Origin of the sequence: Steroidobacter sp., from assembly GCF_036402275.1 — a bacterium.
Classification (GTDB): domain Bacteria; phylum Pseudomonadota; class Gammaproteobacteria; order Steroidobacterales; family Steroidobacteraceae; genus Steroidobacter.
This window is the reverse complement of record NZ_DASWTF010000036.1, coordinates 374,104-396,711: the sequence shown is the minus strand read 5'-3', so window position 1 is coordinate 396,711 and position 22,608 is coordinate 374,104. Positions and strand designations below refer to the sequence as shown.

The window sequence follows — 22,608 nt, the reverse complement described above, 5'->3', positions numbered from 1 at the left end:
GTAAAAGGGGTCGCTGTGACCGCCACCGTACCTGAAAAATCGGATAGACGCAGCCTGCGGGAGCAGGTGGAGGACTTGCTGCCCACGTGGCGCAGCTGGTATCCGAGCCTGTTCGACGCCGCCGCGGACCTGGGATTGATCCGGGCGCGGGTTTGCGCGCCTTCCTCGCTGATGCTGTCGAATCGACACGCAGCCGTGCAGAGCGAGGCGTTACAGATGTTCAAGGAGAAATGGTCGGTGGAGGACGAGCCGGAGGAGCCGCAGCTGCCGTTTCGTTTGCAGCGTCATCCGACGCCGAAAAAGCCGTTCAAGAAAAAGCCGAAACCGAGTTATTGATTACATGACCCCTTCGGGGCATGTGAAAGCTGGGCGGAACCGCGGGCCGCGCTTTTAGCCCGAGAATTTAGAAAAGTCGGGCGCGCGTTTCTCGGCGAACGCACGCAGCGCCTCGGCCGTTTCCGGCGACTTCAGTCTCTGACCGAAAATTTCACTTTCCTTCGCCATCAGCGCGGCGATCGCCGCACCATCTCGCATCAGTTGTTTGGTGGCTTGCAGCGCGCCCATGGGCTTGGTTGCAAGCACCTTGGCGGCGGCCAACGCCTTGGCGCGCACTTCGCTCGCAGGCAGCGCTGCGTTCGCGAGGCCGATTGATGCAGCCGTGCGGCCATCGATGGGCTCACCCAACGCAAACATCGCATAGGCGCGCGCATAACCGATACGAGCCTGGAGCAGGGCGCTCGACGCCGCCTCCGGCACCAACGCCAGATTGACGAAGGGTGTGGACAATTTGGCATCGTCGGCGACGAACACCAGATCACAATGCAACAGCATGGTGACGCCGATACCCACCGCCAATCCTTGAACCGCTGCCACGAGCGGCTTGCGTGCCTTGGCGAGCGCATCCAGGAACAGATGCGTCGTCATGTCCTCTCGATCGAGCTTGCCGGCCGCGACCGCGGCGAAATCGCCGAGGTCGTTGCCCGCGGTGAAGGCATCACCGTCCGCTTCGAGCAGCACGGCCCGAACCGATGGATCGGTCTCGGCTCGGGCCAGTGCATTACCGAGCGCCGCATACATCGCCTGTGTCAACGCGTTCTTTTTATCGGCTCGCGCGAGCGTGAGCCGGAGAACACCATCTTCCAGGGCAATGCGTACGTGCTCGGTCATGTTCGTTCCTTAAAAAACTCGGGATCGGGCATCCTGCCACGACCCTCGGGCGATCGGCAAAAGGCGTGACTTTTGCCAATCGCTCGCCGCCTATGGCGGCGGGGTACATCCATGTACCCGGTTGCGTTGAGTTAAGCAGCCTTGCTCGAAGACGCCAGCTGACGCAGCACGTAGTGCAGGATGCCGCCGTGCTGGAAGTACTCGCGCTCCTTCGGCGTGTCGATACGCACACGCACTTCGAACTTGATCGGCGCGCCGGTGGCCGGTGTGGCGACCACGGTCACCATCTTCGCGGCGCCGCCGTTCAGGCCGATGATCTCGAAGCTCTCCTTGCCGGTGAGGCCCAGCGAGGCCGCGTTCTGACCTTCCTTGAACATCAGCGGCAGCACGCCCATGCCGATCAGGTTGGAGCGGTGAATACGCTCGAAGCTCTCGGCGATCACGGCCTTCACGCCCAACAGCATGGTGCCCTTGGCGGCCCAGTCACGCGACGAGCCGGTGCCGTACTCCTTGCCGGCCAGGATGACCAGCGGAGTGTTTTCCTGCTTGTAGCGCATGGCGGCGTCGTAAATGCTCATCTGCTCGCCGCTTGGCACGTGGACGGTCACGCCGCCTTCGGTGCCCGGCGCCAGCAGGTTGCGCAGACGAATGTTTGCAAACGTGCCGCGCATCATCACTTCATGGTTGCCACGACGCGCGCCGTAGGAGTTGAAGTCCTTCGGCTGCACGCCCTGCGCCACGAGATACTTCGCGGCCGGGCTCGTCTTGGAAATATCGCCGGCGGGCGAGATGTGATCCGTGGTGACGGAATCGCCGAGGATGGCGAGGGCGCGAGCGCCACGCACGTCGGTGACAGCGCCTGGCTTCATGGTCATGCCTACGAAGTACGGCGGATTCTTCACGTAGGTCGACTTGTCGTCCCACGAGTAGATCTTGCCGCTCGGCAGGCGGATGGCGTTCCAGTTCTCATCGCCCGAGAACACGCTGGAGTAGCTCTTCTTGAACATCGCCGCGTCGACCGACTTCGCGATGAACTCCTGAATCTCGGCTGGCGTCGGCCAGATGTCCTTGAGATAAACCGGCTTGCCGTCGCTGCCCGTGGCCAGCGGCTCGGTGGTCAGGTCGATGGTCATGGAGCCGGCGAGCGCGTAGGCGACCACCAGCGGCGGGGAGGCGAGGAAGTTCATCTTCACTTCCGGATGCACGCGGCCTTCGAAGTTACGATTGCCGGAGAGCACCGACGCGGCGATCACGTCGCCCGCCTTCACGGCGTCGCTGATTTCCTGCTTCAGCGGACCGGAGTTGCCGATACAGGTCGTGCAGCCGTAGCCGACGGTGTAGAAGCCCAGCGCATCGAGGTCGTCGCTCAGGCCAGCCTTGTTGAGATAGTCCGTCACGACGCGCGAGCCCGGCGCGAGCGACGTCTTCACCCAAGGCTTGGAAGTCAGGCCACGCTTGCGAGCGTTGCGAGCGAGCAGGCCGGCCGCGATCAGCACCGCGGGGTTCGACGTGTTCGTGCAGCTGGTGATCGCGGCGATCAGCACCGCGCCATCGGCGACTTCGAACGACTTGCCATCCACGGAAGTAGTAGCAGCTCCCTTGGCGCTCGGATTCTTCGTAGCGCGCTCTTCGGCCATCTTCTTGTGAGCGGCCGTATAGACCTGTTTCGCGGTACGCAGCGGCACGCGATCCTGCGGACGCTTCGGGCCGGCGAGCGACGGCTCGACCGTGCTCAGATCCAGTTCCAGCACGTCGGTGTAGTCGGCCTGCGGATCGCCGTTGTTACGCCACATGCCCTGGTGCTGCGCGTAAGCCTTGACCATTGCGATGTGCTCGGGGCTGCGGCCCGTGAGCTCGAGATAACGCAATGTTTCTTCGTCGATCGGGAAGATGCCGCAGGTGCTGCCGAATTCCGGCGCCATGTTGCCGATGGTGGCGCGATCGGCGAGCGGCAGGTTGGCGAGGCCGTCGCCGAAAAACTCGACGAACTTATCGACCACGCCCTTCTTGCGCAGCATCTCGGTGACGGTGAGCACGAGGTCGGTGGCGGTGGAGCCAGCAGGCAAAGTGCCCGTGAGCTTGAAGCCGATGACGTGCGGAATGAGCATGGTGACCGGCTGACCGAGCATGGCGGCTTCGGCTTCGATGCCGCCGACGCCCCAGCCCAGCACGCCCAGGCCGTTGACCATCGTGGTGTGCGAGTCGGTGCCGACCAGCGTGTCCGGATAGGCCCAGCGCACGCCTTCCTTCTCGGTGTCGAACACGACGCGAGCCAGATGCTCGACGTTCACCTGGTGCACGATGCCGGTGTTCGGCGGCACCACTTTGAAATTCTGGAACGCCGTCTGGCCCCAGCGCAGGAACGCATAGCGCTCGGTATTACGGCTGAAGTCGATGCGGTTGTTTTCGGCCTGCGCCTGCGCCGTGCCGTAGGCGTCGACTTGCACCGAGTGGTCGATCACGAGCTCGGCGGGCGACAGCGGATTGATCTCGTCGGGGTTGCCGCCGAGCTTGATCATGGCTTCGCGCATCGCGGCCAGATCGACGATGGCGGGCACGCCGGTGAAGTCCTGCATGATCACGCGGCTGGGCGTGAAAGAAATCTCGTAGGAAGGCGCGGCCTTCGGGTCCCACTTCAGCAGCGCTTCGATGTCGTCGCGCGTCACGTTGACGCCGTCTTCGAACCGCAGCAGATTCTCGAGCAGGATTTTCAGGGAGTAGGGCAGGCGCGCGACGTTGCGGTCTTTCAGTGCTGCAAGGCTGGCGATTTCAAAATTCTGATTGCCGCAAGCGAGCGTGGTGCGCGCCTTAAACGAGTCTTTCATGCGTCCTCCGCGAGGATAGGGAGTGGCGCGGCTGGCTCGAGCGCTGGCAGCGCCAGGGGCGCCACCTCGACAAGGGCGGCCCCATATGCTTTTTGACCCGTGGCGCGAAGGGTGCCCCTCATACCCCCGGGACAAATCGGCGGGATTATAGCGGTCGGAAGCTCTTTATGGGGATTCCGGCGTGGGATTCACGTGCGGTCTGGGTGAATTCGGGGGAGGTCTTCGCGGGCCGAATAAGGTGCCTTCGCGAAAGCTTCACGCAGTCCGGTCGACGACGCCGCCGCCGAGGCAGACTTCGCCGACATAAAACACCACGTACTGGCCGGGAGTGACGGCGCGTTGCGGCTGGTGGAATCGGACATGACAGCGTCCGTCAGCCAGAACCTCGACGTGGCATGACTGATCCGCCTGGCGATATCGCACCTTGGCAGTGCATTCGAAGCTCGACGCCGGCGCTTCACCTGCGACCCACGCCAGTTGCGAGGCCCAGGCTTCGTTTCGCTGCATCGCTGGATGATCGTGGCCCTGAACCACGACGAGCACATTGCGCGCCAGATCCTTGTCGGCCACGTACCAGGGCTCTTCGTTCGCATCGTTGCGCCCGCCGATGCCGAGGCCCTGGCGCTGGCCCAGCGTGTAATACATCAGGCCGCGATGCTGACCGAGCCGGCGTCCATCGAGCGTCTCGATGTCGCCGGGCTGCGCGGGCAGATACGTTTCGAGGAACTGCGCGAAAGGCCTTTCACCTATGAAACAGATGCCGGTGCTGTCTTTCTTGTCGAACACCGGCAAGGTGAGCTCGCGCGCCAGACGTCGCACTTCGCTCTTCTGCAAATCGCCGATGGGGAACAGCGTGCGCGCCAGTGCATCGCCCGGCATCGCGTGCAGGAAATAACTTTGATCCTTGTTCGGATCGAGACCGCGCAACAGCTTCGCATGCGTTTGTGAAGCGTCGCGTTCGACGCGCGCGTAGTGACCGGTCGCGACCCACTCGGCGCCGAGTCGGCGTGCGTAGTCGTAACAAACACCGAATTTGATCTCACGATTGCACAGCACGTCCGGATTCGGCGTGCGGCCATGACGATACTCGTCGAGGAAATAACTGAAGACGCGCTCACGATACTCGCCGGCGAAGCTCACCTTGTGCAAAGGGATGCCGAGCTGCTCGCAGACGTGACGGGCGTCCTGATAATCCTCGGCAGCGGTGCAGTAGCCGTCTTCGTCCTCGTCCCAGTTACTCATGAAGAGTCCCTGCACTTCGTAGCCCTGTTGTTGCAACAGGTGCGCGGCGACGGACGAGTCGACGCCGCCGGACATGCCGACGATCACGAGCGGTGCGGTCACGGGATGAAACGAATCAGATCAGACGATTGATGGCCGGATGTTCCAAAGTGCGCGTGCGCACTTCAGGTGAAAGCAGCCCATCTTTGAGGACGTGTTTGGCGACATCAAGGGGATAGCGGGCGCCGTCCAGGTAATCGTCGATGCATCGGAGCACCATCGGGCTGCGCAGGCGGGCGGAGCGGGCGACGATCTGGTCCCGGTCCAGCCACACGGCGCGTTCGATGCCTCGATCCAGCGGCCGGTCGGGGTCGTGGTGAATCACTTCACCCGAATAGGCCACGCGCAGGAAGCTGCGCTGTTTTTCGGGATGTTCCCACAGGTAGATGCCGATCAGCGCGTGCGGCCGGAAGGTCCAGGCGGTTTCCTCGAGAGTCTCGCGAACCACGGCGTCGATGAACTGTTCGCCTCGTTCCACGTGCCCCGCGGGCTGGTTGAACACCATGCGATTGCCGACGCGTTCCTCGACGAGCAGGAATTGGCCGTCGCGTTCGACGACGGCGGCTACGGTGAGGTCGGGGCGCAAGGTCATAACGGCAGTATAACCACCCTCGATGAACGAATCCTGATGATTTTCAGGCGATTGGACAAAGGTAGTGATGCCGATTCGTCGTATTCGACGTACCTGTCGGAATGGCTTACACCTGCTTCGCCAATTGCTCTGCATAGCCAACGTAACGTGCCGGGGATAGTTCCAGCAAAGCCTGCTTGGCGGATTCAGGCAGAGCGAGATTTGTTATGAACTGTCGCAGGGAAGCGGCATCGACTCGCTGTCCACGGGTGAGCGATTTGAGCTGTTCGTACGCGTTCTCGACGCCGTACCGGCGCATCACGGTCTGAATCGGTTCGGCCAGCAATTCCCAATTCGCATCGAGATCTTCGGCGAGGCGATTCGCGTCCACGTCGACACGCTCCAGACCGCGTTCGATGGAGCGCCAGGCAATCAACGCATGACTGACAGCCACGCCGACATTTCGCAGCACCGTGGAGTCGGTGAGATCGCGCTGCCAGCGCGACACAGGCAACTTGTCCGAGAGATAGCGGAGCATCGAGTTCGACAACGTGAGATTGCCTTCGCCGTTCTCGAAGTCGATGGGATTCACTTTGTGCGGCATGGTCGAGGAGCCGGTTTCGCCGGCGACCACGCGCTGCCTGAAATAACCGAGCGAGATGTACCCCCACATGTCGCGGCACAGAGCCACCAGCACCGTGTTCATGCGGGCCACGGCGTCGAAGTATTCCGCCATCCAGTCGTGCGGCTCGATCTGGGTCGTATATGGATTCCAGCTCAGGCCCAGCGATTCGACGAAGCGCTGCCCGAGACGCGGCCAGTCGACCTGCGGATACGCGACGATGTGGGCGTTGAAATTGCCCACCGCGCCGTTGATCTTGCCGCTGATGGTCACGGCCGCGAGCCGAGTGCGTTGTTCGCGCAAGCGATAAGTGAAATTCGCGATTTCCTTGCCGAGGGTCGTCGGCGTGGCAGGCTGGCCATGCGTGCGGGACATCATCGGAGTCGCGGCATGCAGGTGAGCCAGCGCCCGCAGGCGCGCAATGAGCGCATCGACCCGGGGCAGCAGCACCAGGTCCCGCGCTTCCCTCAGCATCAAGGCATAGCTGAGGTTGTTGATATCTTCCGAGGTACAGGCGAAGTGGACGAACTCCCGACGGGTGCGCCACCATGGAACTGACTCTAGCCTGCGCTTGACGAAGTACTCGACCGCCTTCACATCGTGATTGGTCTCGCGCTCCAGCTTCTTGACCTCGGCCGCTTCGGCGTCGGTGAGCTCGGCAGCCAGGGCGTCCAGCACCGTGAGCGCCGCGGCCGGCAGACCGCGCAGTTCGTCGATACCGGGCTCGGCCGCCAGCGCTTTGAGCCACAGCGCCTCGACACGGACGCGCTGACGGATCAGGCCGCGCTCGCTAAATAACGGTCGCAGCTCCGCGGCCTTGTCGGCATAGCGGCCGTCGATTGGAGAGATTGCGTTGAGTGGGGCGTTCAAGGGGCTGGTGTTCATCGTAGAATCATAACGCGAGCGCGGACGATCGGCGCTGTCGAGAGGTGTTTGTGGCGAACGACGACTTTCGCATCGAGCGGGATAGCTTGGGCGAGCTGAAAGTCCCGGGCGATGCGCTGTGGGGCGCGCAGACGCAGCGTGCGGTGGACAATTTTCCGATCAGCAACCTGCGGATGCCGCGCGATTTCATTCGCGCGCTCGGCCTGATCAAGTGGGCGGCCGCGACCGCCAATCTCGAGCTCGACGGCTTGGACGCCAAGCGCGCCGCCGCGATCCAGAAGGCGTCGCTCGAAGTGGCCGACGGCCGGCATGACCGCCACTTCCCCGTGGACGTGTTCCAGACGGGCTCGGGCACCAGTAGCAATATGAATGCCAACGAGGTCATCGCGCGGCTGGCCTCGCAGTTCGCCGGTATCCCCGTGCACCCGAACGATCACGTCAACATGAGCCAGAGCTCCAACGACGTGATACCCACCGCCATCCACGTCAGCGCGCTGCTCGGGGTGGAGCAGCACCTGCTGCCAGCACTGGCGTACCTGTCCGCCATCATCAGCCGTCGCATCGGTGACATTGGCGACATCGTGAAGACCGGCCGCACTCATTTGATGGATGCCATGCCGGTCACCTTCGGTCAGGAGATGAGCGGCTGGCGCACGCAGATCGATCATGGCAGTGCTCGCATCATGGAGTCACGCATGCGACTGCAGGCCATCGCGCTCGGCGGCACGGCGGTGGGCACTGGCGTCAATGCGCATCCGCGCTTTGCGTTACGAGCCTCGCGATATCTGTCTGTCAAAAGCGGCCTAGAGCTCAAGCCCAGCACGAATTATTTCGAAGCCATGGGCTCGCAGGATGCGGCGGTCGAGCTGTCCGGCCAGCTGCGAACGCTGGCGGTGTCGATGATGAAAATCGCCAACGATCTGCGCTGGATGAATAGCGGTCCGCTCGCGGGCCTCGGTGAAATCTCGCTGCCGGCGTTGCAGCCGGGCAGCAGCATCATGCCCGGCAAGGTGAATCCGGTGATTCCCGAAGCCGTGACCATGGTCGCCGCGCAAGTGATGGGGAACGATGCGACCATCGCCATCGCCGGTCAGTCCGGCAATTTCCAGCTCAACGTGATGTTGCCCGTGATCGCGTACAACCTGTTACAGAGTATCGATCTGCTGTCGAATGCGGCGCGTGTGCTGGGTGACTCGGCGCTGGCTGGATTCAAAGTCAACGAGCCGCGCATCGAGGAGGCGTTGAATCGCAATCCGATTCTGGTGACGGCGCTCAACCCCATCATCGGTTACGAGGCCGGCGCCAAGATCGCCAAGGAAGCCTATGCCACAGGGCGGCCGATCAAAGAAGTGGCCGCCGAGCACACTCAGCTGTCCGCCGAGGAGCTGGCGAAACATCTGGACCCGCGCGAGCTGACCAAGCCCGGCGGCAAGGTGGAAGGCGGCGGCGGTTGATGTTGAACGATCGCATCGCCTTGCGGCGGCTCATCGAAGAGCGGCTGAAGGATTCGCGCGCGGTACCCGATCCCACCAACGCAGTTCCGGCTGGGTTTTCGGCGCACGACATCGAATCGATTCGCGCCTACTTTCCCGCCGCGCCCATCGCGGCCGCGGTGCTCATACCCATCGTGGATCACGACACCGGGCTGACCGTGCTGCTGACCCAGCGTGCCTCGCATTTGAAGAATCACGCCGGACAGATCAGCTTTCCGGGCGGGCGCATCGAGCCGACCGATCTCAATCCCGTGGAGGCCGCCTTGCGCGAAACGCAGGAGGAGATCGGCATCACGCGCGAGCACATCACGTTCGCCGGTTATCTCGAGCCGCAGCTGGTGCTGTCAGGCTATTGGGTGACTCCGGTCGTGTCATTCGTGCAGCCGGGCTTCGAGTTGCGACTCGACCGTCGCGAAGTGGAGTCCGCGTTCGAGGTGCCGCTGGCACACATTCTCGATCCAGTGAATCATCGCTCGCGCCAGCGCGAGCTCGGCGCGGTGAGCGTGCAGGTGTACGACATTCCTTATCAGGATCGCAACATCTGGGGCGCGACGGCCGGCATGCTGATGAGCCTTTATCGTTTGCTACGAACCGAGTAACGACATGTCCAGCATTCAACGTCTGCTCGACATCATGGCCCGGCTGCGCGATCCCAAGCGCGGCTGTCCGTGGGATCTGCAACAGAGCTTCAAGACGATCGCGCCCTACACGGTCGAAGAAGCTTATGAAGTGGCGGATGCCATCGATCGCGGCGACCTCGCGTCGTTACGCGACGAGTTGGGCGATCTGCTGTTCCAGGTCGTGTTTCATTCGCAGATGGCGCAAGAGCAGGGCGCGTTCAACTTCGACGACGTGGCGAACGCGATCTGCGACAAGATGGAGCGGCGGCATCCGCATGTGTTTGGCGATGCGTCCATCGAGACGGCCGATGCGCAGACCGTCGCATGGGAAGAACAGAAACGTCGTGAGCGCGCGGAAAAGAGTGGCGGCAGGGAACATGCGAGTGTGCTCGACGATGTGCCCGTGGCCTTGCCGGCGCTGACGCGCGCCAACAAGCTCGGTAAGCGCGCGGCGCAGGTCGGCTTCGAATGGTCGGACGTGCACGGCGCCATCGACAAGCTCGATGAGGAGATCGCCGAGTTCAAAGCAGAAGTCCGGCAGCACGTTTGTCTGCAAGCCGATGCGGGGGACGCGCAGCGGGCGCACGAGAGCCGACAGCACGAAAGGCTCGCGGCCGAAATCGGCGACGTGCTGTTCTGTGTGGTCAACGTCTGCCGCTATCTCAAGATCGACCCCGAACTGGCGTTGAAGCGCACCAATGCCAGTTTCGAACGGCGTTTCCGTTATGTCGAACAGGGCCTGGCGGCCCGGGGCAAGACGCCCCAACAGGCCACCCTGGAGGAGATGGACCAGCTCTGGGACGAAGGCAAGACCAAAGAGCGCCAATAGGTGTTGCTCCCGCCACACAGTTCGTAACAAGTTGGCCGACGGGATTCAGGGTTCATTCATGGCTTGAGTCCTAATTTGACTCCCACGCCCGGGGAAAGACGCCGGGTTCCTGGAGAGATCAGAAATGACTGCCGCTCGGGTTTCGATCGCCGTGATGGGTGTCCTGCTGGCTGGTGTCGCTTCGGCCACGCCGCCGCATTACACCCGCTACGAGCGCGGCTCCTCGGCCGAATACGACTACGCTCCCGTGACTCACGTGGAGCCCATCGTCCGGCAGGTGCGCGTCGAAACCCCGACTCGCGAGTGCTACGACGACGTGCGGTATGTCGAGTCCCGCCCGGATATTTCCGATCCGGGGGTGGGCGGTCGGACCTTGGTGGGCGCCATCATCGGTGGCGTGGTCGGACACCAGTTCGGCCATGGCCGGAGCCAGGATGCGGCCACCGTGGCCGGCGCCACGATCGGCGCGGCAGTGGGCTACGGCGCCGCCGCCCGCCGTTCAGCTTCGGTGCGTGAAGAAATAGTTCAGCGTTGCGAAACCCGATATGAGAAACGGTACGAAGAGCGTGTTGACGGGTACCGGGTGACTTACGAGTACCACGGTCGTGAATATACGACCCGCCTGCCGTATGACCCCGGTGAACGCATTCGGGTCAGGGTGGCCGTCGCCGTGGCCGAATGAGGTGGGGACCGGTCACACGATTTCCATCTTCGACAGGAGTTTCTTCAAAGGTTGTGCGGCGGGACGTGAACATACGTCTCGCCGTGCGTACACTTAGACCCCATGCGCACTTCCTGGCACCTTGCATTGGTTCTGTTACTGCCGCTGATCGCGGCGGTTCCGAGTGCCAACGCTCAGGAACTGATCGATCGCCGGCAGCGGCGCGAGTACCACATCGAGCCCTCGGGCATGTCGCTCGACCAGGCCGTGGAAATGGTACAGCGGCGTTATCGGGCCAAGGCGGTCAGAGCCGAGACCGTTCGTAACGGCGACAAGCGGGTGCATCGCATCCGTCTGCTCAGCGCCGACGGCAAGGTGTGGAACGTGAGCGTGGATGCAGAATCGGGAGCAATGAACTGATCCATGCGCGTTCTAATTGTGGAAGACGAACAGACCCTGCGTGAATCCATCGTCGAACAGCTGCAGCAGCACGGCTTCACGGTCGATGCCGCTGCCGATGGCGAGGAAGGACTTTACTGCGGGCGGGAATATGCCCTGGACCTGGCGATCGTCGATCTCGGGCTGCCCAAGCTGCCTGGCCTCGAGCTGATCAAGACGCTCCGCGGCGAGGGCAAGAGCTTTCCCATCCTGATCCTGACGGCGCGCGATCGCTGGCAGGACAAGGTGGAAGGCCTGCAAGCCGGCGCCGACGATTACGTCGCCAAGCCGTTTCATTTCGAGGAGCTGCTGGCGCGCGTGCAGGCGCTGCTGCGTCGCTCGGGCGGTTGGGCACAGCCGGTGCTGCGTTGTGGGCCGGTCTCGCTCGACCCTCGTACTCAGGAAGTCATGGTCAACGGCCGCAAGGTCGATCTGACCAGCTTCGAATACCGCATCCTGGATCACCTGATCCACCGGGCGGGCGAAGTGATTTCCAAGAGCGAGCTGACCGAGCGGCTGTACGCCCAGGATTTCGACCGGGACAGCAACACCATCGAGGTGTTCATCGGCCGTCTGCGCCGCAAGCTCGATCCGGACGAGACCATCAAGCCGATCGAGACGCTGCGCGGCCGGGGTTACCGCTTCGCCCTTCAGCGCGACACTGCAGCCGCCTAAAGAGAACCGCTCGCGAGGACGATGCAGCCGCGTTCGTTAAGCACACGACTGCTCGTCTCGGTCAGCATCCTGCTGATCCTGTTCTTTGGCGTCACCATCCTGGCCCTGGACTTCGTGTTCCAGGACCTGGCCCGTCGCGCCATCCAGGATCGGCTGGAGGTCCAGGTGGTGGCGTTGCTGTCGGCCTCGGAAGAGGACTCGAGCGGCGGGCTGCGGCCCGACCAGCTCGCCGAGCCGCGTTTCGACAACCCGGGCTCCGGGTTGTACGGCGAGATTCTGCGCAGTGACGGACTGCCCAGCTGGCGCTCGAAATCGGTGATCGGCACCGGCATCGTGTTTCCTCGCGTGGCTGTCGGCGAGCGCCGCTTCGGCGAGCTGCAACGGGCCGATGGCTCGACCGTGCTGTCGCTCAGCATGGGCATCGAGTGGCAGTTCCGAAACGGCGTCGCGCGGCCGTTCGTTTACAGCGTCGCCGAAAGTCTCGATCCTTATTACGCGCAGTTGAATCGACTGCGCGGCCGGCTGTTCGGCTGGTTCGGCGCATTGATGGTGATGCTGCTCGCCGCTTTCACAGTGATGCTGCGACGGTTGCTCGCGCCGTTGCGGCGAGTGGAGCACGAGATCGAAGCCATCGAGGTCGGCGATCTCACCGAGCTTGGCACCGGCTACCCGCGCGAGCTGTTGGGCATCACCACCAACTTGAACGCGCTGCTTCGAAGCGAGCGTGAGCGACTCGCGCGTTATCGAAACACCCTCGGCAATCTCGCCCACAGCTTCAAAACGCCGTTGGCGGTAATGCGCAATCTGCTCAGCGGGCAGGGGCGGGAGTTGCCCGTCGCTCGCCAGCTCGATGAGCAGGTCGGGCGCATGGACGATATCGTCAAATATCAGCTCCGTCGCGCGGCTGCGTCCGGCGGCACCGGCTTGGGAACAGCGCCGGTCGATGTTCGTGACGCGTTGGAGGCGTTACGAGGCGCACTGCTGAAGGTGTATGTGGAGCGCCGTCTCACGTGTGAGCTCAGCGTCGGCGAAGGTTGCGTCTTCATGGGCGACCGCGAGGATCTCACCGAGATCGCGGGCAATCTGCTGGACAACTCATTCAAGTGGGCTCGCACGACAGTTCGTATCACCGCCGACCGGGTCGTGAGTCCGGCGGCCCGTCGCGATGGTCTGCGGCTCGTCATCGAGGACGACGGTCCTGGCATTCCGGTCGAGTCCCGAGCCAAGGTGCTGGAGCGTGGCGCGCGGCTGGATGAGCGCGTGGCCGGGCAGGGAATTGGCTTGTCGGTGGTTCGAGAACTGGTCAATCTCAACGGCGGCGTCATCGATATCGACCAGTCGGCGCTGGGCGGAGCGCGGATCGAGGTGAAAATCGCGCCCGTGTGACTTGAAACATGGCGGTCGGATCGCATACAAACCGGCTGCCCAATGAGTACCCCGACGAGTCCCTACAACGCGGCGCTGCTGGCGCTGCGCGATCAGCTTCCGAACACGCGATTTGCCGACAGGCCGCGTCTGGCGCGGGAGCTGGATCGGCTGTTCGCGCGCCGTAATCCGCCGACCGAGGCGGATGGCGCCATTGCGAACCTGCGCCAGTCCGTTGAAGCGTCCGTCGCTAACGTCGAGCGCTTGAAAGCGCTGCCGTTGCGGATCGAGTACGACGCCGCGCTGCCGATCAGCGCACATCGCGAAGAGATTGCGAAGGCGTTACAAACAAACCAGGTCGTCGTGGTCTGCGGCGCGACCGGCTCGGGCAAGACCACACAGCTGCCCAAGATCTGCATGGAGGCGGGCCGCGGGGCCTTCGGCATCATCGGTCACACCCAGCCTCGTCGTATCGCTGCGCGCGCCATTGCGAATCGTCTTGCCGAGGAGTTGCAGACGACCGTCGGTGGCGCCGTCGGTTATCAAGTACGCTTCAACGATCGCACCGGCCCTGACTGTCGCATCAAGCTGATGACCGACGGCATCCTGCTGCGAGAGTTGGAGAACGATCGGCTGCTGCGTCGTTATGACACGCTGATCATCGACGAAGCGCACGAGCGCAGCCTCAACATCGATTTCCTGTTAGGCGTGCTCAAGCGCCTGCTGCCGCAGCGGCCCGACCTGCGCGTGGTGATCACCTCGGCGACCATCGATCCGCAACGCTTCGCGGAGTTCTTCGGTGGCGCGCCCATCATCGAAGTGTCCGGTCGCAGTTATCCGGTCGAGGTCCGCTATCGGCCCTTGAGCGGTACGGACGAGGACGATTACGAGCTGTCGTTGGACGAGGGCATCGTCGCGGCCGTCCAGGAGCTGGATAAGGTCGATCGCGGCGACGTGCTGGTGTTCCTGCCTGGCGAGAAACAAATCCGCGACGCGGCCGATGCGTTGTCCAAGGCCAGGCTGCACAACACCGAAGTTCTGCCGCTGTATGCGCGATTGTCGACCCGCGATCAGGAAAAGATTTTCGAGAAGCACGGCTCGCGACGCGTGGTGCTCGCGACGAACGTTGCGGAGACGTCGCTCACGGTGCCCGGTATTCGGAACGTGGTCGACTCGGGCCTTGCGCGCATCAGTCGTTACAGCGTGCGCGGTAAGGTTCAGCGGCTGCCCATCGAGCCGATCTCGCAAGCGAGCGCCGATCAGCGCAAAGGTCGCTCGGGCCGCGAGGCGCCGGGTATCTGTATTCGTTTGTATGCCGAGGACGAGTTCAATCTGCGGCCGGCGTTCACGCCGCCGGAAATCCTGCGCACCAACCTCGCGAGCGTCATTCTGCAAATGGCGGCCCTGGAGTTGGGCGAGCCGGAGGACTTTCCGTTCGTCGATCCGCCCGACACGCGCTTGATCAACGACGGTTATCGGCTGCTGCAGGAGTTGAAAGCGGTCGATGATGATCGTCGTGTCACGAGCCTGGGACGGCAGTTGTCATCGCTGCCCGTTGATCCGAGATTGGGTCGCATGCTGCTGGCCGCGAGCCATCATGGGTGTTTGGCGGAGATGCTCGTCATCGCGGCTTTCCTGGCTGCACAGGATCCGCGTGAGCGTCCGTCGGATGCGCAACAGCAGGCGGATCAGAAGCACGCGGCGTTTGCCGATCCGCGGTCCGATTTCATTGCCATTGTGAATTTGTGGAACGCGTACACGACGCAGGCCACGACGGGATCGGGCAGTCAGTTGCGCAAGTGGTGTCGCGAGAACTTCATCGCGTTCATGCGAGCTCATGAGTGGCAGGAGTTGCATCGGCAGCTGAGCGAGACGGTGAAAGAACTCGAGCTCAAGCCGAACACTGCGCCTGCCGACTACGCCAATCTGCACCAGGCCATTCTCACGGGATTCCTCGGCAACATCGGTGCGCTGGATGAGAAGCGGGAGTATGACGGTGCTCGTGGTACACGCTTCGTCGTGGCGCCGGGCACGCCGTTGGCGAGCAAACCGCCGAAATGGGTGGTTGCTGCCAATTTGATGGAAACGACGCGTCTGTACGCACGCACGGTTGCTGCTGTCGAGCCGCAGTGGATCGAGTCTGCCGGCGCGCATCTCATCAAGCGAAGCTATAGCGAGCCGCACTGGGTGGAAGATCGCGGCTTTGTCGCGGCGTTCGAGTCGGTCGCGTTGTATGGCCTCACGTTGTCCTCGCGCCGCCGGATCAATCTCGGCAATGTTTCGCCACGCGAGGCGCAGGAGATCTTCGTTCGCGAGGCGCTGGTCGAGGGGCATTCGCGGGTCAAAGCGGACTTCCTGAAGAACAATCGTCGCTTGCGTCAGCAAGTCGAGGTCATGGAAGCGAAGGTTCGTCGCCGTGACATCCTGGCCGATGAGCAGGCGCTTTGTGACTTTTATCTGTCGCGGCTGCCGCAGCAGGTGAACTCGGTGTCGGCGCTGGAGAAGTGGTTGAAGACGCCGGGCCATGCACAGCAGTTGCAGATGACCATGGCCGATATCACTCGCCGCGATGCTTCGGAAATCACTCCGCAGGAGTTTCCGCCGGTTCTGGCGGTGACGGGGAATGAGTTGCCGCTGGAGTATCGCTTCGAGCCCGGCACGGCAAGCGACGGCGTGACGGTCGTTCTGCCCAAGCCGTTGTTGAGCGGCGCCGTCATCGGCGATTTCTCTCGTCCGATTCCTGGCTGGCGTGTCGAAACGATCACGCAACTGCTGCGCAGTCTGCCCAAGCAGATTCGTAAAGCCTTCGTCCCCGTGCCCGAGCACGCCGCTCGCGCGGCGGCTGAGATCGACGAGTCGAAGGAATTCAACGCTGCGGTCGCTGAGTGGATCACTCGCGTCGGCGGCACGGCGGTGTCGGCGGAGGAGGTTGCTGCGTTACCTCTGCCAGATCATCTACGTGTGAATTTCCGGGTGGCGGATCTGGATGGCAGGACGCTCGCCGAGGGGCGCGACCTTGCGGCTTTGAAACGTGCCGTTCGTGAAGGGGAGGCGCAAAGCCAGTCCAAATCGGGCGAACAGAAGCCGGCTCGGCAGGGCGGTATCCATCGGCGTTGGGATTTCGGCGATCTCGCCGTCGAAGAATCGGTGCAGCGCCGCGGCCTGCGTTTCTCTGTTTATCCCACGCTGCGCGATCGCGCTGATGGCGTGGAAGTCGCTGAGGCGGCCACGTTGGTCGATGCCGAGGGAATGCTTCGCGCGGGCGTTCTGCGGCTTGCCATCCTGGCGCTGCCGGAACAGTTCAAATACGCCCGCAAGCGGTGTTCCGAGCGCAGCGAGCTGATGCTGCTGGCTCAGGGGCTGAACAATTCGCGTCCTATTGCCGATGCGTTGGCGGAGAAATGCTTCGTCGAATGTTTCCTGAGCGAAGAGGGCGGCCTGCCTCGCTCTTCGGCGCAGTTCGATGCACTGCTCGATCGTCATCGCGCACGCTTCGGTGAAGTCACTGACCGGGTGATCGAACATACCACCGCGGCTCTTCGTGAGTTGCGTAACGCACGGTTGAAACTCGCGGCTCTGGAAGGACCGACATTCCAGCCCCTTCGCACCGACGTTCAATCGCAGCTGCAGATGCTCGTCCCTGGCGATTTCCCCGCCAGCGTGCCGACTGCACTCTGGCCGCATCTGCCCAAGTACTTCCGCGCCCTGACACGCCGCCTGGACAAAGCCCCCGGCAATCAAAAGCGCGACGCCGACCTGATGCGCCAGGTCTCGCCCGCCACCCAGGCCTATCAACGTTTGCTTTCTCTAGCCCCTCGCGGCGAAACCCATCCGGAGTTGGATCGCCTGCAATGGATGATCGAAGAGTTCCGCGTCTCTTTGTTCGCCCAGGATCTCAAGACCGCTCTGCCTGTGTCGGACAAACGCCTCGCCGACCAAATCGAACGCGCCCGCGTCGAAGTCCAGCGTGCGGCGTGAGCCCCTCATCAACGGTCTGGTTTCAGCGCGCCGGTTGTCTTCGCTGGATTCTGACGGCAATCCAGCACGCGCCACACGATGCAAACGTCTCCTTCCACTTTGTAGTAGACGGCAAAGGGAAACCGTTTAGCGAGCAGTCGGTGATAGCCAAAGAACTGGGCGTGTACGCCTGCGTACAGTTCCAGCGAGTCGATATCGGAGAAGAGAGAATCGAGAAAGTAGTCGCCCAGAGTGTAGCTCTGCCGGGCATAGAATTCCCGGCCGCGATCGAGATCCTGGATGGCCGAGGGAAGTATCCGCAGTTTCATTTGCGGCGTTCGCGAAGCTCCTGCTTGGCGATGGACCAGTCCACGGGCGCTTCGTGCCCGTCCTCATAGCGCTGCTCAGTTTCGCGTAGAGCGTCGCCGTGCCACGCTGGAGATTCCAGCCGGGATGCCTCCTTACTGAGCGATTCCCACAGCTCTTCCATGGCGCGGAGTTTCTCCTGCCACGACATCTGCTGAATGGGTAGGCTGCTCATGCAAGAAAGCTTACGCGCCTGCTTCGCGGGCGGCAACCGCGGAAGCTGACTCGGGCCAGTAATATCGGCTACATCGATCCGGCTCAGGCCGCGTTTGTCGACCAACGTGTTGAGTTGGAGCGCGAGCCTGGTCTTGAGCGAGAGTTCTTCAGCGTCCTCGAAACCGAGATCCACAAGCACGTTGTCAGTGCCCTTGGGGATCGTGCCCTCATGACTCATTGCGTTCTCCTGCTCACCGCTTACTGGCCGAGCACATCGCCGTTAGACCTGCCTACGCCTTTTGACGGCTCCGTACTTTATGAAATTCAGGGAATTCCCGTCGGATACTTTTTGACGCGGTGGCTCGACAAGGCGAGAACTGAGGCGCTGTAGCAAACGTTGCTAGGCGGTGGCGGCGTAGTCGGGCGGCGAGGATTGAAGTAACTTCCGAGGAGGCGCAGTTACACCGGGGAGAAGTCATGACGGATCATGTCTGGATCGCGTTGCTCGTGCTCGCCGCGGTGGGGAGCGGGCTCATCGGCGGGCTGTTTTTTGTTTTCTCCAACACGATCATGCGCGCGTTCGATCGGCTGCCCGCGGCGGGTGCAGTTGCGGCGATGAATAGTATCAATCGCGTGATCCTGAATCCGGGGTTCTTCCTGGTTTTCTTCGGGACGGCGCTGCTGTGCGTGGTGATATTGATTGGCGTGGCGGCGAGGCCGGATGGGAGGAATGAGGCGCTGGCGATTGCGGGCGCCGTGTTTTATCTCGTGGGATCGATTGGAGTCACGATGGTGTTCAACGTGCCGCTCAACAACAAGTTAGCAGCCGTCTCGCCATCGGCGAATGATATGGAAACGCAGTGGCGCAACTACCGAGCGCCGTGGACGCGATGGAATCACGTCCGGACCGTGGCGTGTTTGCTTGCGGCCGCGGCGTTCGCGCACGCCCTTGTGGGTTAATGGCGAGTGCGATCGATCGCGCTCACGAGCGCATAGAAGCTAGTCAGCAGCGGCATAGAAAGATTCAGGTCGCGCGCCTTACGCACCACGTAGCCGAGCGTTTCGTGAATTTCGAGAGGGCGGCCGGCAAGGAGGTCCTGGAGGGATGACATGCGGTGCTCGGGCGCCTTCGCCTGATATTCCGCGCCGACTTTGCGAACGGCTGCGACAGCCTCGGCGTCGGTGCCGCTGAGGACGGTTCCAATGGGCAGCAAAGCCCGGTCGTCGGTCAATGGAATGCCAAGCGCTTTGGCCAGCGAGGCGACCTCGCGTGTGAGACGCACCATGAGCAGCGCCGAATCGGGATCAGAAGCAAAGCGCCAAGTAATCGCGCGCGTAGTGAGCGACAAACTCACGAATCCGACCCAGCACACAAACTTGCTCCACTCGCGCGAGACGATGTCAGGCACGAGCGTGGCGCGCACACCGGCATCGTCAATGGCTTTGACGACACGACGCGTCTCGTCGCTCATGGTGCCGTCCAGCTCGCCGACGAATAAATTCACATTGCGAGTGAACAGGACCTCACCCGAGGCCAGCAACTCACCGCTCGTGTCGGCGAGCGCGCCGAGCGTCCGATGGCGGCCATATGTTTGCGCCAGCAGTTCGTCTTTCATGACGCCGTTCTGAATCGAGAGCGCTCGATCGACTTGCACGTGACGTAGCTGTGCAAGCGTTTGCTCGGACCCAGGAGTTTTTGTCGCAATGATGAGCGTGTCCGCTTCGCGCAGCTGCGCAGGATCCGTGAGCACTTCCACGGGCGTCGCGATCTCGCTCAAGCCTTTGATGCGAAGTCCCTGTTCTTGAACTTGCTTTGCACGCTGGCCGCGTGCGAGGAGGGTGACCGAACGGCCAGCACGGATCAAATGCGCAGCCAGGATGGAGCCGAGCGCGCCGGCCCCGACAATCGCGAACTCACTACGTGACACTGAAATCTCCGAAAATCGCCGCATCGAAGGCAACAGATGACCACAAAGCCCTGCTGCCGAGGCGTGAGCTTAACCCATCACCTTGAAATCGATGCCCTGAGCCAGCGGCAATTCACGGCTCCAGTTGATCGTGTTGGTCTGCCGGCGCATGTAAGCCTTCCAGCTATCCGAGCCGGACTCGCGGCCGCCGCCAGTGTCCTTCTCGCCGCCGAACGCGCCGCCGATCTCCGCGCCCGAGGTGCCGATGTTGACGTTGGCGATACCACAGTCGCTACCCACCGCCGACAGGAATTTTTCGGCGTGACGCAAGTTGTCGGTGAAGATGGCCGACGACAGGCCGTGATGCGACGAGTTATGCATGGCGATGGCGTCATCGAGCGACTGATATTCGATGAGATACAGAATGGGCGCGAACGTTTCCGTCTGCACGATTCCCCAATCGTGACGGGCTCGAATGATGGTGGGCTCCACGAAATTGCCCGGCGAGCGCGCCTTGCCACCACAAAGCACCGTACCACCAGCGCGCTGCGCCTTCTCGACGGCTTGTAAATAACGCTGCACTGACCCTGAGTCGATCAGCGGCCCCATCAACGTCTCGGGTTTCAACGGATCGCCGATGCGCACCTGCGAATAGGCGCGCAACAGCCGTTGCTCCAATTCTTTGGAGCGCGACTCATGCACGAAGACACGGCGCGTGCTCGTGCATCGCTGGCCAGCCGTTCCCACCGCGCCAAAGACGATGGACGGCACCGCGAGATCCAGATTCGCGAACTCATCGACGATGATGCCGTTGTTGCCGCCGAGCTCCAGCAGACTCTTGCCGAGGCGAGCCGCGACGCGCTCGCCGACCTTGCGTCCGACGGGCGTGGAGCCGGTGAACGAAATCAGATCGACGCGACGATCGTCGACCAGCTTCTCCGCCAGCTCGTTACCGCCGATGAGCAACTGAAAGATGGCCGGATACCCATGGCGCTCGAGCACTCGATTGACGAGCTTCTGAACGGCGATCGCGCAGAGCGGCGCTTTGAGCGAGGGCTTCCAGATACTCACATCGCCGCAGATCGCGGCCAGAAACGAATTCCACGACCACACGGCGACGGGAAAGTTGAAAGCGCTGATGATTCCAACCACGCCGAGCGGATGCCACTGCTCGTACATGCGATGCAGCGGCCGCTCCGAGTGCATGGTTTGTCCGTACAACATGCGCGACTGACCGACGGCGAAATCGCCGATATCGATCATCTCCTGCACTTCGCCGTCGCCCTCGGCTTTGATCTTGCCGACCTCGAGCGTGACCAGGCTGCCAAGCGCATCCTTGTGTTTGCGAAGCTCGTCAGCGACGAGGCGAATGGCTTCACCGCGCTTGGGCGCTGGCACGATCTTCCACTGATCGGACACGCGGCGTGAGGAGACGAGGATGCGCTCGTAATCCGCCGCAGTCGCGCTGTGCACGCGGCCTAGCAACTCGCCGGTCGTGGGATTCACGGATTCGATCACGGGACCGGAGGTGTCATTCGACCAGCCACCGTCGCCGGACCAGGCGCCGGAATTGATGTCCTTCAGATCGAGGGCTGCAAATAGTTCGCGCATGATGTTCACTTACTCGAGTTCCGGCGTTGATGTCCGGCCTGGCCGCTCACGACGATGTGGGCGGACACTTCCTTGCCACCAGTGGCGGCGTAGTGCTTGCCGAAGCGATTCAGCAGCACGTCCTGCAAACGAAAGTCTTCCTGTCGCACGAAGCCGTGATGCTTGCCACGGCTGTTGATGACGAGATCCACGACGGCGCAAATGCCCGATGCCGTGGTCACTTGAATCGCCGACCACAGCCGGCCCGCGATGACCTGAGGATAGACCTTGTTGACGTAGTTTTCCTCGCGCAGCTCGCCGTCTTGTTTGCCAGTGACCGCCACATAGATCACCACTACATCCTGCAAGGTCTGCGGCACGGCGTTTTCAAGGATGCGTTTGAGCGTGCCGCGATCGTGATTGAGCTTCAGATCGTTCATCAGCAACCGCATCTGCTCGCAGTGTCCCGGATAACGCATGGTCTTGTAATCCATGCTCTGCACCCGCGCGCCATAGGTATCGGCTAGCGAGCCTAAGCCGCCCGAGGTGTTGAAAGCCTCATACAGCGTGCCGTCGATCTCGATCTCCTCGAGACCTTCCAGCGGCGCGGCTTCGATGCGGCGGCCATCGACGATCGCTTCGCAAGGGTTGCCGTATTCGTTGATCAGTCCTTCAGTCGACCAGGTCAACGAGTACTTCAACACGTTGTTCGGATGCTGGGGCAGGGCGCCGACGCGCAGCTTCACCGCGCGCAGCTCGTCGAAGTGACCGATCAATTCATTGGCCGCGATGGAGATGAATCCCGGCGCGAGACCGCACTGGGGAACGAAGGCCTGGGAGGCGCCTTCGGAGATCTTGCGAACGTCCTTGGTGACTTCGACGTCTTCGGTGAGATCGAAATAGTGCGCCCCCGCCGCTCGCGCGGCTTCGGCGACGCCGGGATTGCAGTAGTAGGGCAGGCTCGATATGACCGCGTCCACCGGCTGCTTCTGCAGTTGGGCGCGCAGGGCGCCGGCATCGGTCGCATCGACGTGGTGCGCATGCAGATTACCAAATCGATGTGCACTGACTACGGCGTTGGCCGCCTCGGCGCTGACATCGCCGAGATGCACCTCGTAAGAGCCGGACTCCGCCAGCAGCCCGGAAATCAGCGCGCCGATCTTGCCGGCGCCGAGGATCAGAACCTTGGCCATGCTCGCT

Annotated in this window: 20 protein-coding genes; 10 read left to right on the top strand and 10 right to left on the bottom strand. The window is 62.5% G+C overall.

Annotated elements, in window-relative coordinates:
- The first annotated feature begins 15 nt into the window (after positions 1–15).
- Positions 16–336, top strand: a complete 321-nt coding sequence (locus tag VGD45_RS21430) for a hypothetical protein (RefSeq protein WP_331157389.1) — start codon at positions 16–18, stop codon at positions 334–336.
- A gap of 54 nt (positions 337–390) precedes the next feature.
- On the opposite strand, the gene VGD45_RS21425 is transcribed toward VGD45_RS21430, so the two are convergent.
- The 5 genes from VGD45_RS21425 to purB all read right to left on the bottom strand — a co-directional run bounded on the left by VGD45_RS21425 (position 391) and on the right by purB (position 7,351).
- Positions 391–1,167, bottom strand: coding sequence for an enoyl-CoA hydratase-related protein (locus VGD45_RS21425; RefSeq protein ID WP_331157388.1), 777 nt, complete (start codon positions 1,165–1,167; stop codon positions 391–393).
- Between the two features lie 131 nt (positions 1,168–1,298).
- Positions 1,299–3,992: an aconitate hydratase AcnA gene (gene acnA, locus VGD45_RS21420; protein WP_331157387.1), complete on the bottom strand. Its 2,694-nt coding sequence runs from the start codon at positions 3,990–3,992 to the stop codon at positions 1,299–1,301.
- A 255-nt stretch (positions 3,993–4,247) separates the two neighbouring features.
- Positions 4,248–5,336 (bottom strand): tRNA 2-thiouridine(34) synthase MnmA, encoded by a 1,089-nt coding sequence (mnmA, locus tag VGD45_RS21415; RefSeq protein ID WP_331157386.1) that lies wholly within the window; start codon positions 5,334–5,336, stop codon positions 4,248–4,250.
- Between the two features lie 13 nt (positions 5,337–5,349).
- Complete coding sequence (locus tag VGD45_RS21410) at positions 5,350–5,865, bottom strand: NUDIX hydrolase (RefSeq protein ID WP_331157385.1); 516 nt, start codon at positions 5,863–5,865, stop codon at positions 5,350–5,352.
- Positions 5,866–5,971: 106 nt separating this feature from the next.
- Entirely contained in the window at positions 5,972–7,351 is a 1,380-nt protein-coding gene (gene purB, locus VGD45_RS21405) for an adenylosuccinate lyase (protein ID WP_331157384.1), read from the bottom strand.
- Between the two features lie 50 nt (positions 7,352–7,401).
- On the opposite strand from purB, the gene VGD45_RS21400 reads away from it, so the two are divergent.
- The 8 genes from VGD45_RS21400 (at position 7,402) to hrpA (ending at position 17,410) form a co-directional block, all read left to right on the top strand.
- Positions 7,402–8,805: a class II fumarate hydratase gene (locus VGD45_RS21400; protein ID WP_331157383.1), complete on the top strand. Its 1,404-nt coding sequence runs from the start codon at positions 7,402–7,404 to the stop codon at positions 8,803–8,805.
- Positions 8,805–9,443, top strand: a complete 639-nt coding sequence (locus VGD45_RS21395) for a CoA pyrophosphatase (protein WP_331157382.1) — start codon at positions 8,805–8,807, stop codon at positions 9,441–9,443. Before VGD45_RS21400 ends, VGD45_RS21395 begins: the two co-directional genes overlap by 1 nt.
- Positions 9,444–9,447: 4 nt before the next feature.
- Positions 9,448–10,293, top strand: coding sequence for a nucleoside triphosphate pyrophosphohydrolase (gene mazG / locus VGD45_RS21390; protein WP_331157381.1), 846 nt, complete (start codon positions 9,448–9,450; stop codon positions 10,291–10,293).
- Between the two features lie 124 nt (positions 10,294–10,417).
- Entirely contained in the window at positions 10,418–10,975 is a 558-nt protein-coding gene (locus VGD45_RS21385) for a glycine zipper 2TM domain-containing protein (RefSeq protein ID WP_331157380.1), read from the top strand.
- A 102-nt stretch (positions 10,976–11,077) separates the two neighbouring features.
- Positions 11,078–11,374: a PepSY domain-containing protein gene (locus tag VGD45_RS21380; RefSeq protein ID WP_331157379.1), complete on the top strand. Its 297-nt coding sequence runs from the start codon at positions 11,078–11,080 to the stop codon at positions 11,372–11,374.
- 3 nt (positions 11,375–11,377) lie between these two features.
- Positions 11,378–12,067: a response regulator transcription factor gene (locus VGD45_RS21375; protein WP_331157378.1), complete on the top strand. Its 690-nt coding sequence runs from the start codon at positions 11,378–11,380 to the stop codon at positions 12,065–12,067.
- Positions 12,068–12,088: 21 nt separating this feature from the next.
- Positions 12,089–13,453: an ATP-binding protein gene (locus VGD45_RS21370; RefSeq protein WP_331157377.1), complete on the top strand. Its 1,365-nt coding sequence runs from the start codon at positions 12,089–12,091 to the stop codon at positions 13,451–13,453.
- 42 nt (positions 13,454–13,495) lie between these two features.
- The gene (gene hrpA, locus VGD45_RS21365; RefSeq protein ID WP_331157376.1) at positions 13,496–17,410 is read left to right on the top strand and encodes an ATP-dependent RNA helicase HrpA; all 3,915 of its coding nucleotides are present in this window, start codon (positions 13,496–13,498) and stop codon (positions 17,408–17,410) included.
- Between the two features lie 8 nt (positions 17,411–17,418).
- Here the strand turns inward: hrpA and VGD45_RS21360 are convergent, their stop codons facing one another.
- Both VGD45_RS21360 and VGD45_RS34400 read right to left on the bottom strand, forming a co-directional pair.
- The gene (locus tag VGD45_RS21360; RefSeq protein WP_331157375.1) at positions 17,419–17,718 is read right to left on the bottom strand and encodes a type II toxin-antitoxin system RelE/ParE family toxin; all 300 of its coding nucleotides are present in this window, start codon (positions 17,716–17,718) and stop codon (positions 17,419–17,421) included.
- A complete protein-coding gene (locus VGD45_RS34400) occupies positions 17,715–18,149 on the bottom strand; it encodes an addiction module protein (RefSeq protein WP_331157374.1) in 435 nt (144 codons plus the stop codon). Before VGD45_RS34400 ends, VGD45_RS21360 begins: the two co-directional genes overlap by 4 nt.
- A 239-nt stretch (positions 18,150–18,388) precedes the next feature.
- On the opposite strand from VGD45_RS34400, the gene VGD45_RS21350 reads away from it, so the two are divergent.
- Positions 18,389–18,871: a DUF1772 domain-containing protein gene (locus tag VGD45_RS21350; protein WP_331157373.1), complete on the top strand. Its 483-nt coding sequence runs from the start codon at positions 18,389–18,391 to the stop codon at positions 18,869–18,871.
- On the opposite strand, the gene VGD45_RS21345 is transcribed toward VGD45_RS21350, so the two are convergent.
- The 3 genes from VGD45_RS21345 to VGD45_RS21335 all read right to left on the bottom strand — a co-directional run bounded on the left by VGD45_RS21345 (position 18,868) and on the right by VGD45_RS21335 (position 22,601).
- Positions 18,868–19,839 carry a 2-dehydropantoate 2-reductase gene (locus tag VGD45_RS21345; RefSeq protein ID WP_331157372.1) on the bottom strand — a complete coding sequence of 324 codons (972 nt, stop codon included), beginning with the start codon at positions 19,837–19,839 and terminating at the stop codon, positions 18,868–18,870. The two genes, VGD45_RS21350 and VGD45_RS21345, sit on opposite strands and share 4 nt — an antisense overlap.
- Positions 19,840–19,908: 69 nt before the next feature.
- Entirely contained in the window at positions 19,909–21,432 is a 1,524-nt protein-coding gene (locus tag VGD45_RS21340; RefSeq protein ID WP_349263328.1) for an aldehyde dehydrogenase family protein, read from the bottom strand.
- A gap of 2 nt (positions 21,433–21,434) precedes the next feature.
- Positions 21,435–22,601, bottom strand: a complete 1,167-nt coding sequence (locus VGD45_RS21335) for a saccharopine dehydrogenase family protein (RefSeq protein ID WP_331157370.1) — start codon at positions 22,599–22,601, stop codon at positions 21,435–21,437.
- Positions 22,602–22,608 lie beyond the last annotated feature (7 nt).

Excerpts from the sequence above, each read along its gene's own strand:
- VGD45_RS21350 (WP_331157373.1), top strand. The coding sequence starts at position 18,389 with ATGACGGATCATGTCTGGATCGCGTTGCTCGTGCTCGCCGCGGTGGGG.
- VGD45_RS21395 (WP_331157382.1), top strand. The coding sequence starts at position 8,805 with ATGTTGAACGATCGCATCGCCTTGCGGCGGCTCATCGAAGAGCGGCTG.
- acnA (WP_331157387.1), bottom strand. The coding sequence starts at position 3,992 with ATGAAAGACTCGTTTAAGGCGCGCACCACGCTCGCTTGCGGCAATCAG.
- VGD45_RS21335 (WP_331157370.1), bottom strand. The coding sequence starts at position 22,601 with ATGGCCAAGGTTCTGATCCTCGGCGCCGGCAAGATCGGCGCGCTGATT.
- VGD45_RS21380 (WP_331157379.1), top strand. The coding sequence starts at position 11,078 with ATGCGCACTTCCTGGCACCTTGCATTGGTTCTGTTACTGCCGCTGATC.
- VGD45_RS21410 (WP_331157385.1), bottom strand. The coding sequence starts at position 5,865 with ATGACCTTGCGCCCCGACCTCACCGTAGCCGCCGTCGTCGAACGCGAC.
- VGD45_RS21385 (WP_331157380.1), top strand. The coding sequence starts at position 10,418 with ATGACTGCCGCTCGGGTTTCGATCGCCGTGATGGGTGTCCTGCTGGCT.
- hrpA (WP_331157376.1), top strand. The coding sequence starts at position 13,496 with ATGAGTACCCCGACGAGTCCCTACAACGCGGCGCTGCTGGCGCTGCGC.
- VGD45_RS21360 (WP_331157375.1), bottom strand. The coding sequence starts at position 17,718 with ATGAAACTGCGGATACTTCCCTCGGCCATCCAGGATCTCGATCGCGGC.
- VGD45_RS21425 (WP_331157388.1), bottom strand. The coding sequence starts at position 1,167 with ATGACCGAGCACGTACGCATTGCCCTGGAAGATGGTGTTCTCCGGCTC.
- purB (WP_331157384.1), bottom strand. The coding sequence starts at position 7,351 with ATGAACACCAGCCCCTTGAACGCCCCACTCAACGCAATCTCTCCAATC.
- VGD45_RS34400 (WP_331157374.1), bottom strand. The coding sequence starts at position 18,149 with ATGAGTCATGAGGGCACGATCCCCAAGGGCACTGACAACGTGCTTGTG.
- VGD45_RS21370 (WP_331157377.1), top strand. The coding sequence starts at position 12,089 with ATGCAGCCGCGTTCGTTAAGCACACGACTGCTCGTCTCGGTCAGCATC.
- VGD45_RS21375 (WP_331157378.1), top strand. The coding sequence starts at position 11,378 with ATGCGCGTTCTAATTGTGGAAGACGAACAGACCCTGCGTGAATCCATC.
- mazG (WP_331157381.1), top strand. The coding sequence starts at position 9,448 with ATGTCCAGCATTCAACGTCTGCTCGACATCATGGCCCGGCTGCGCGAT.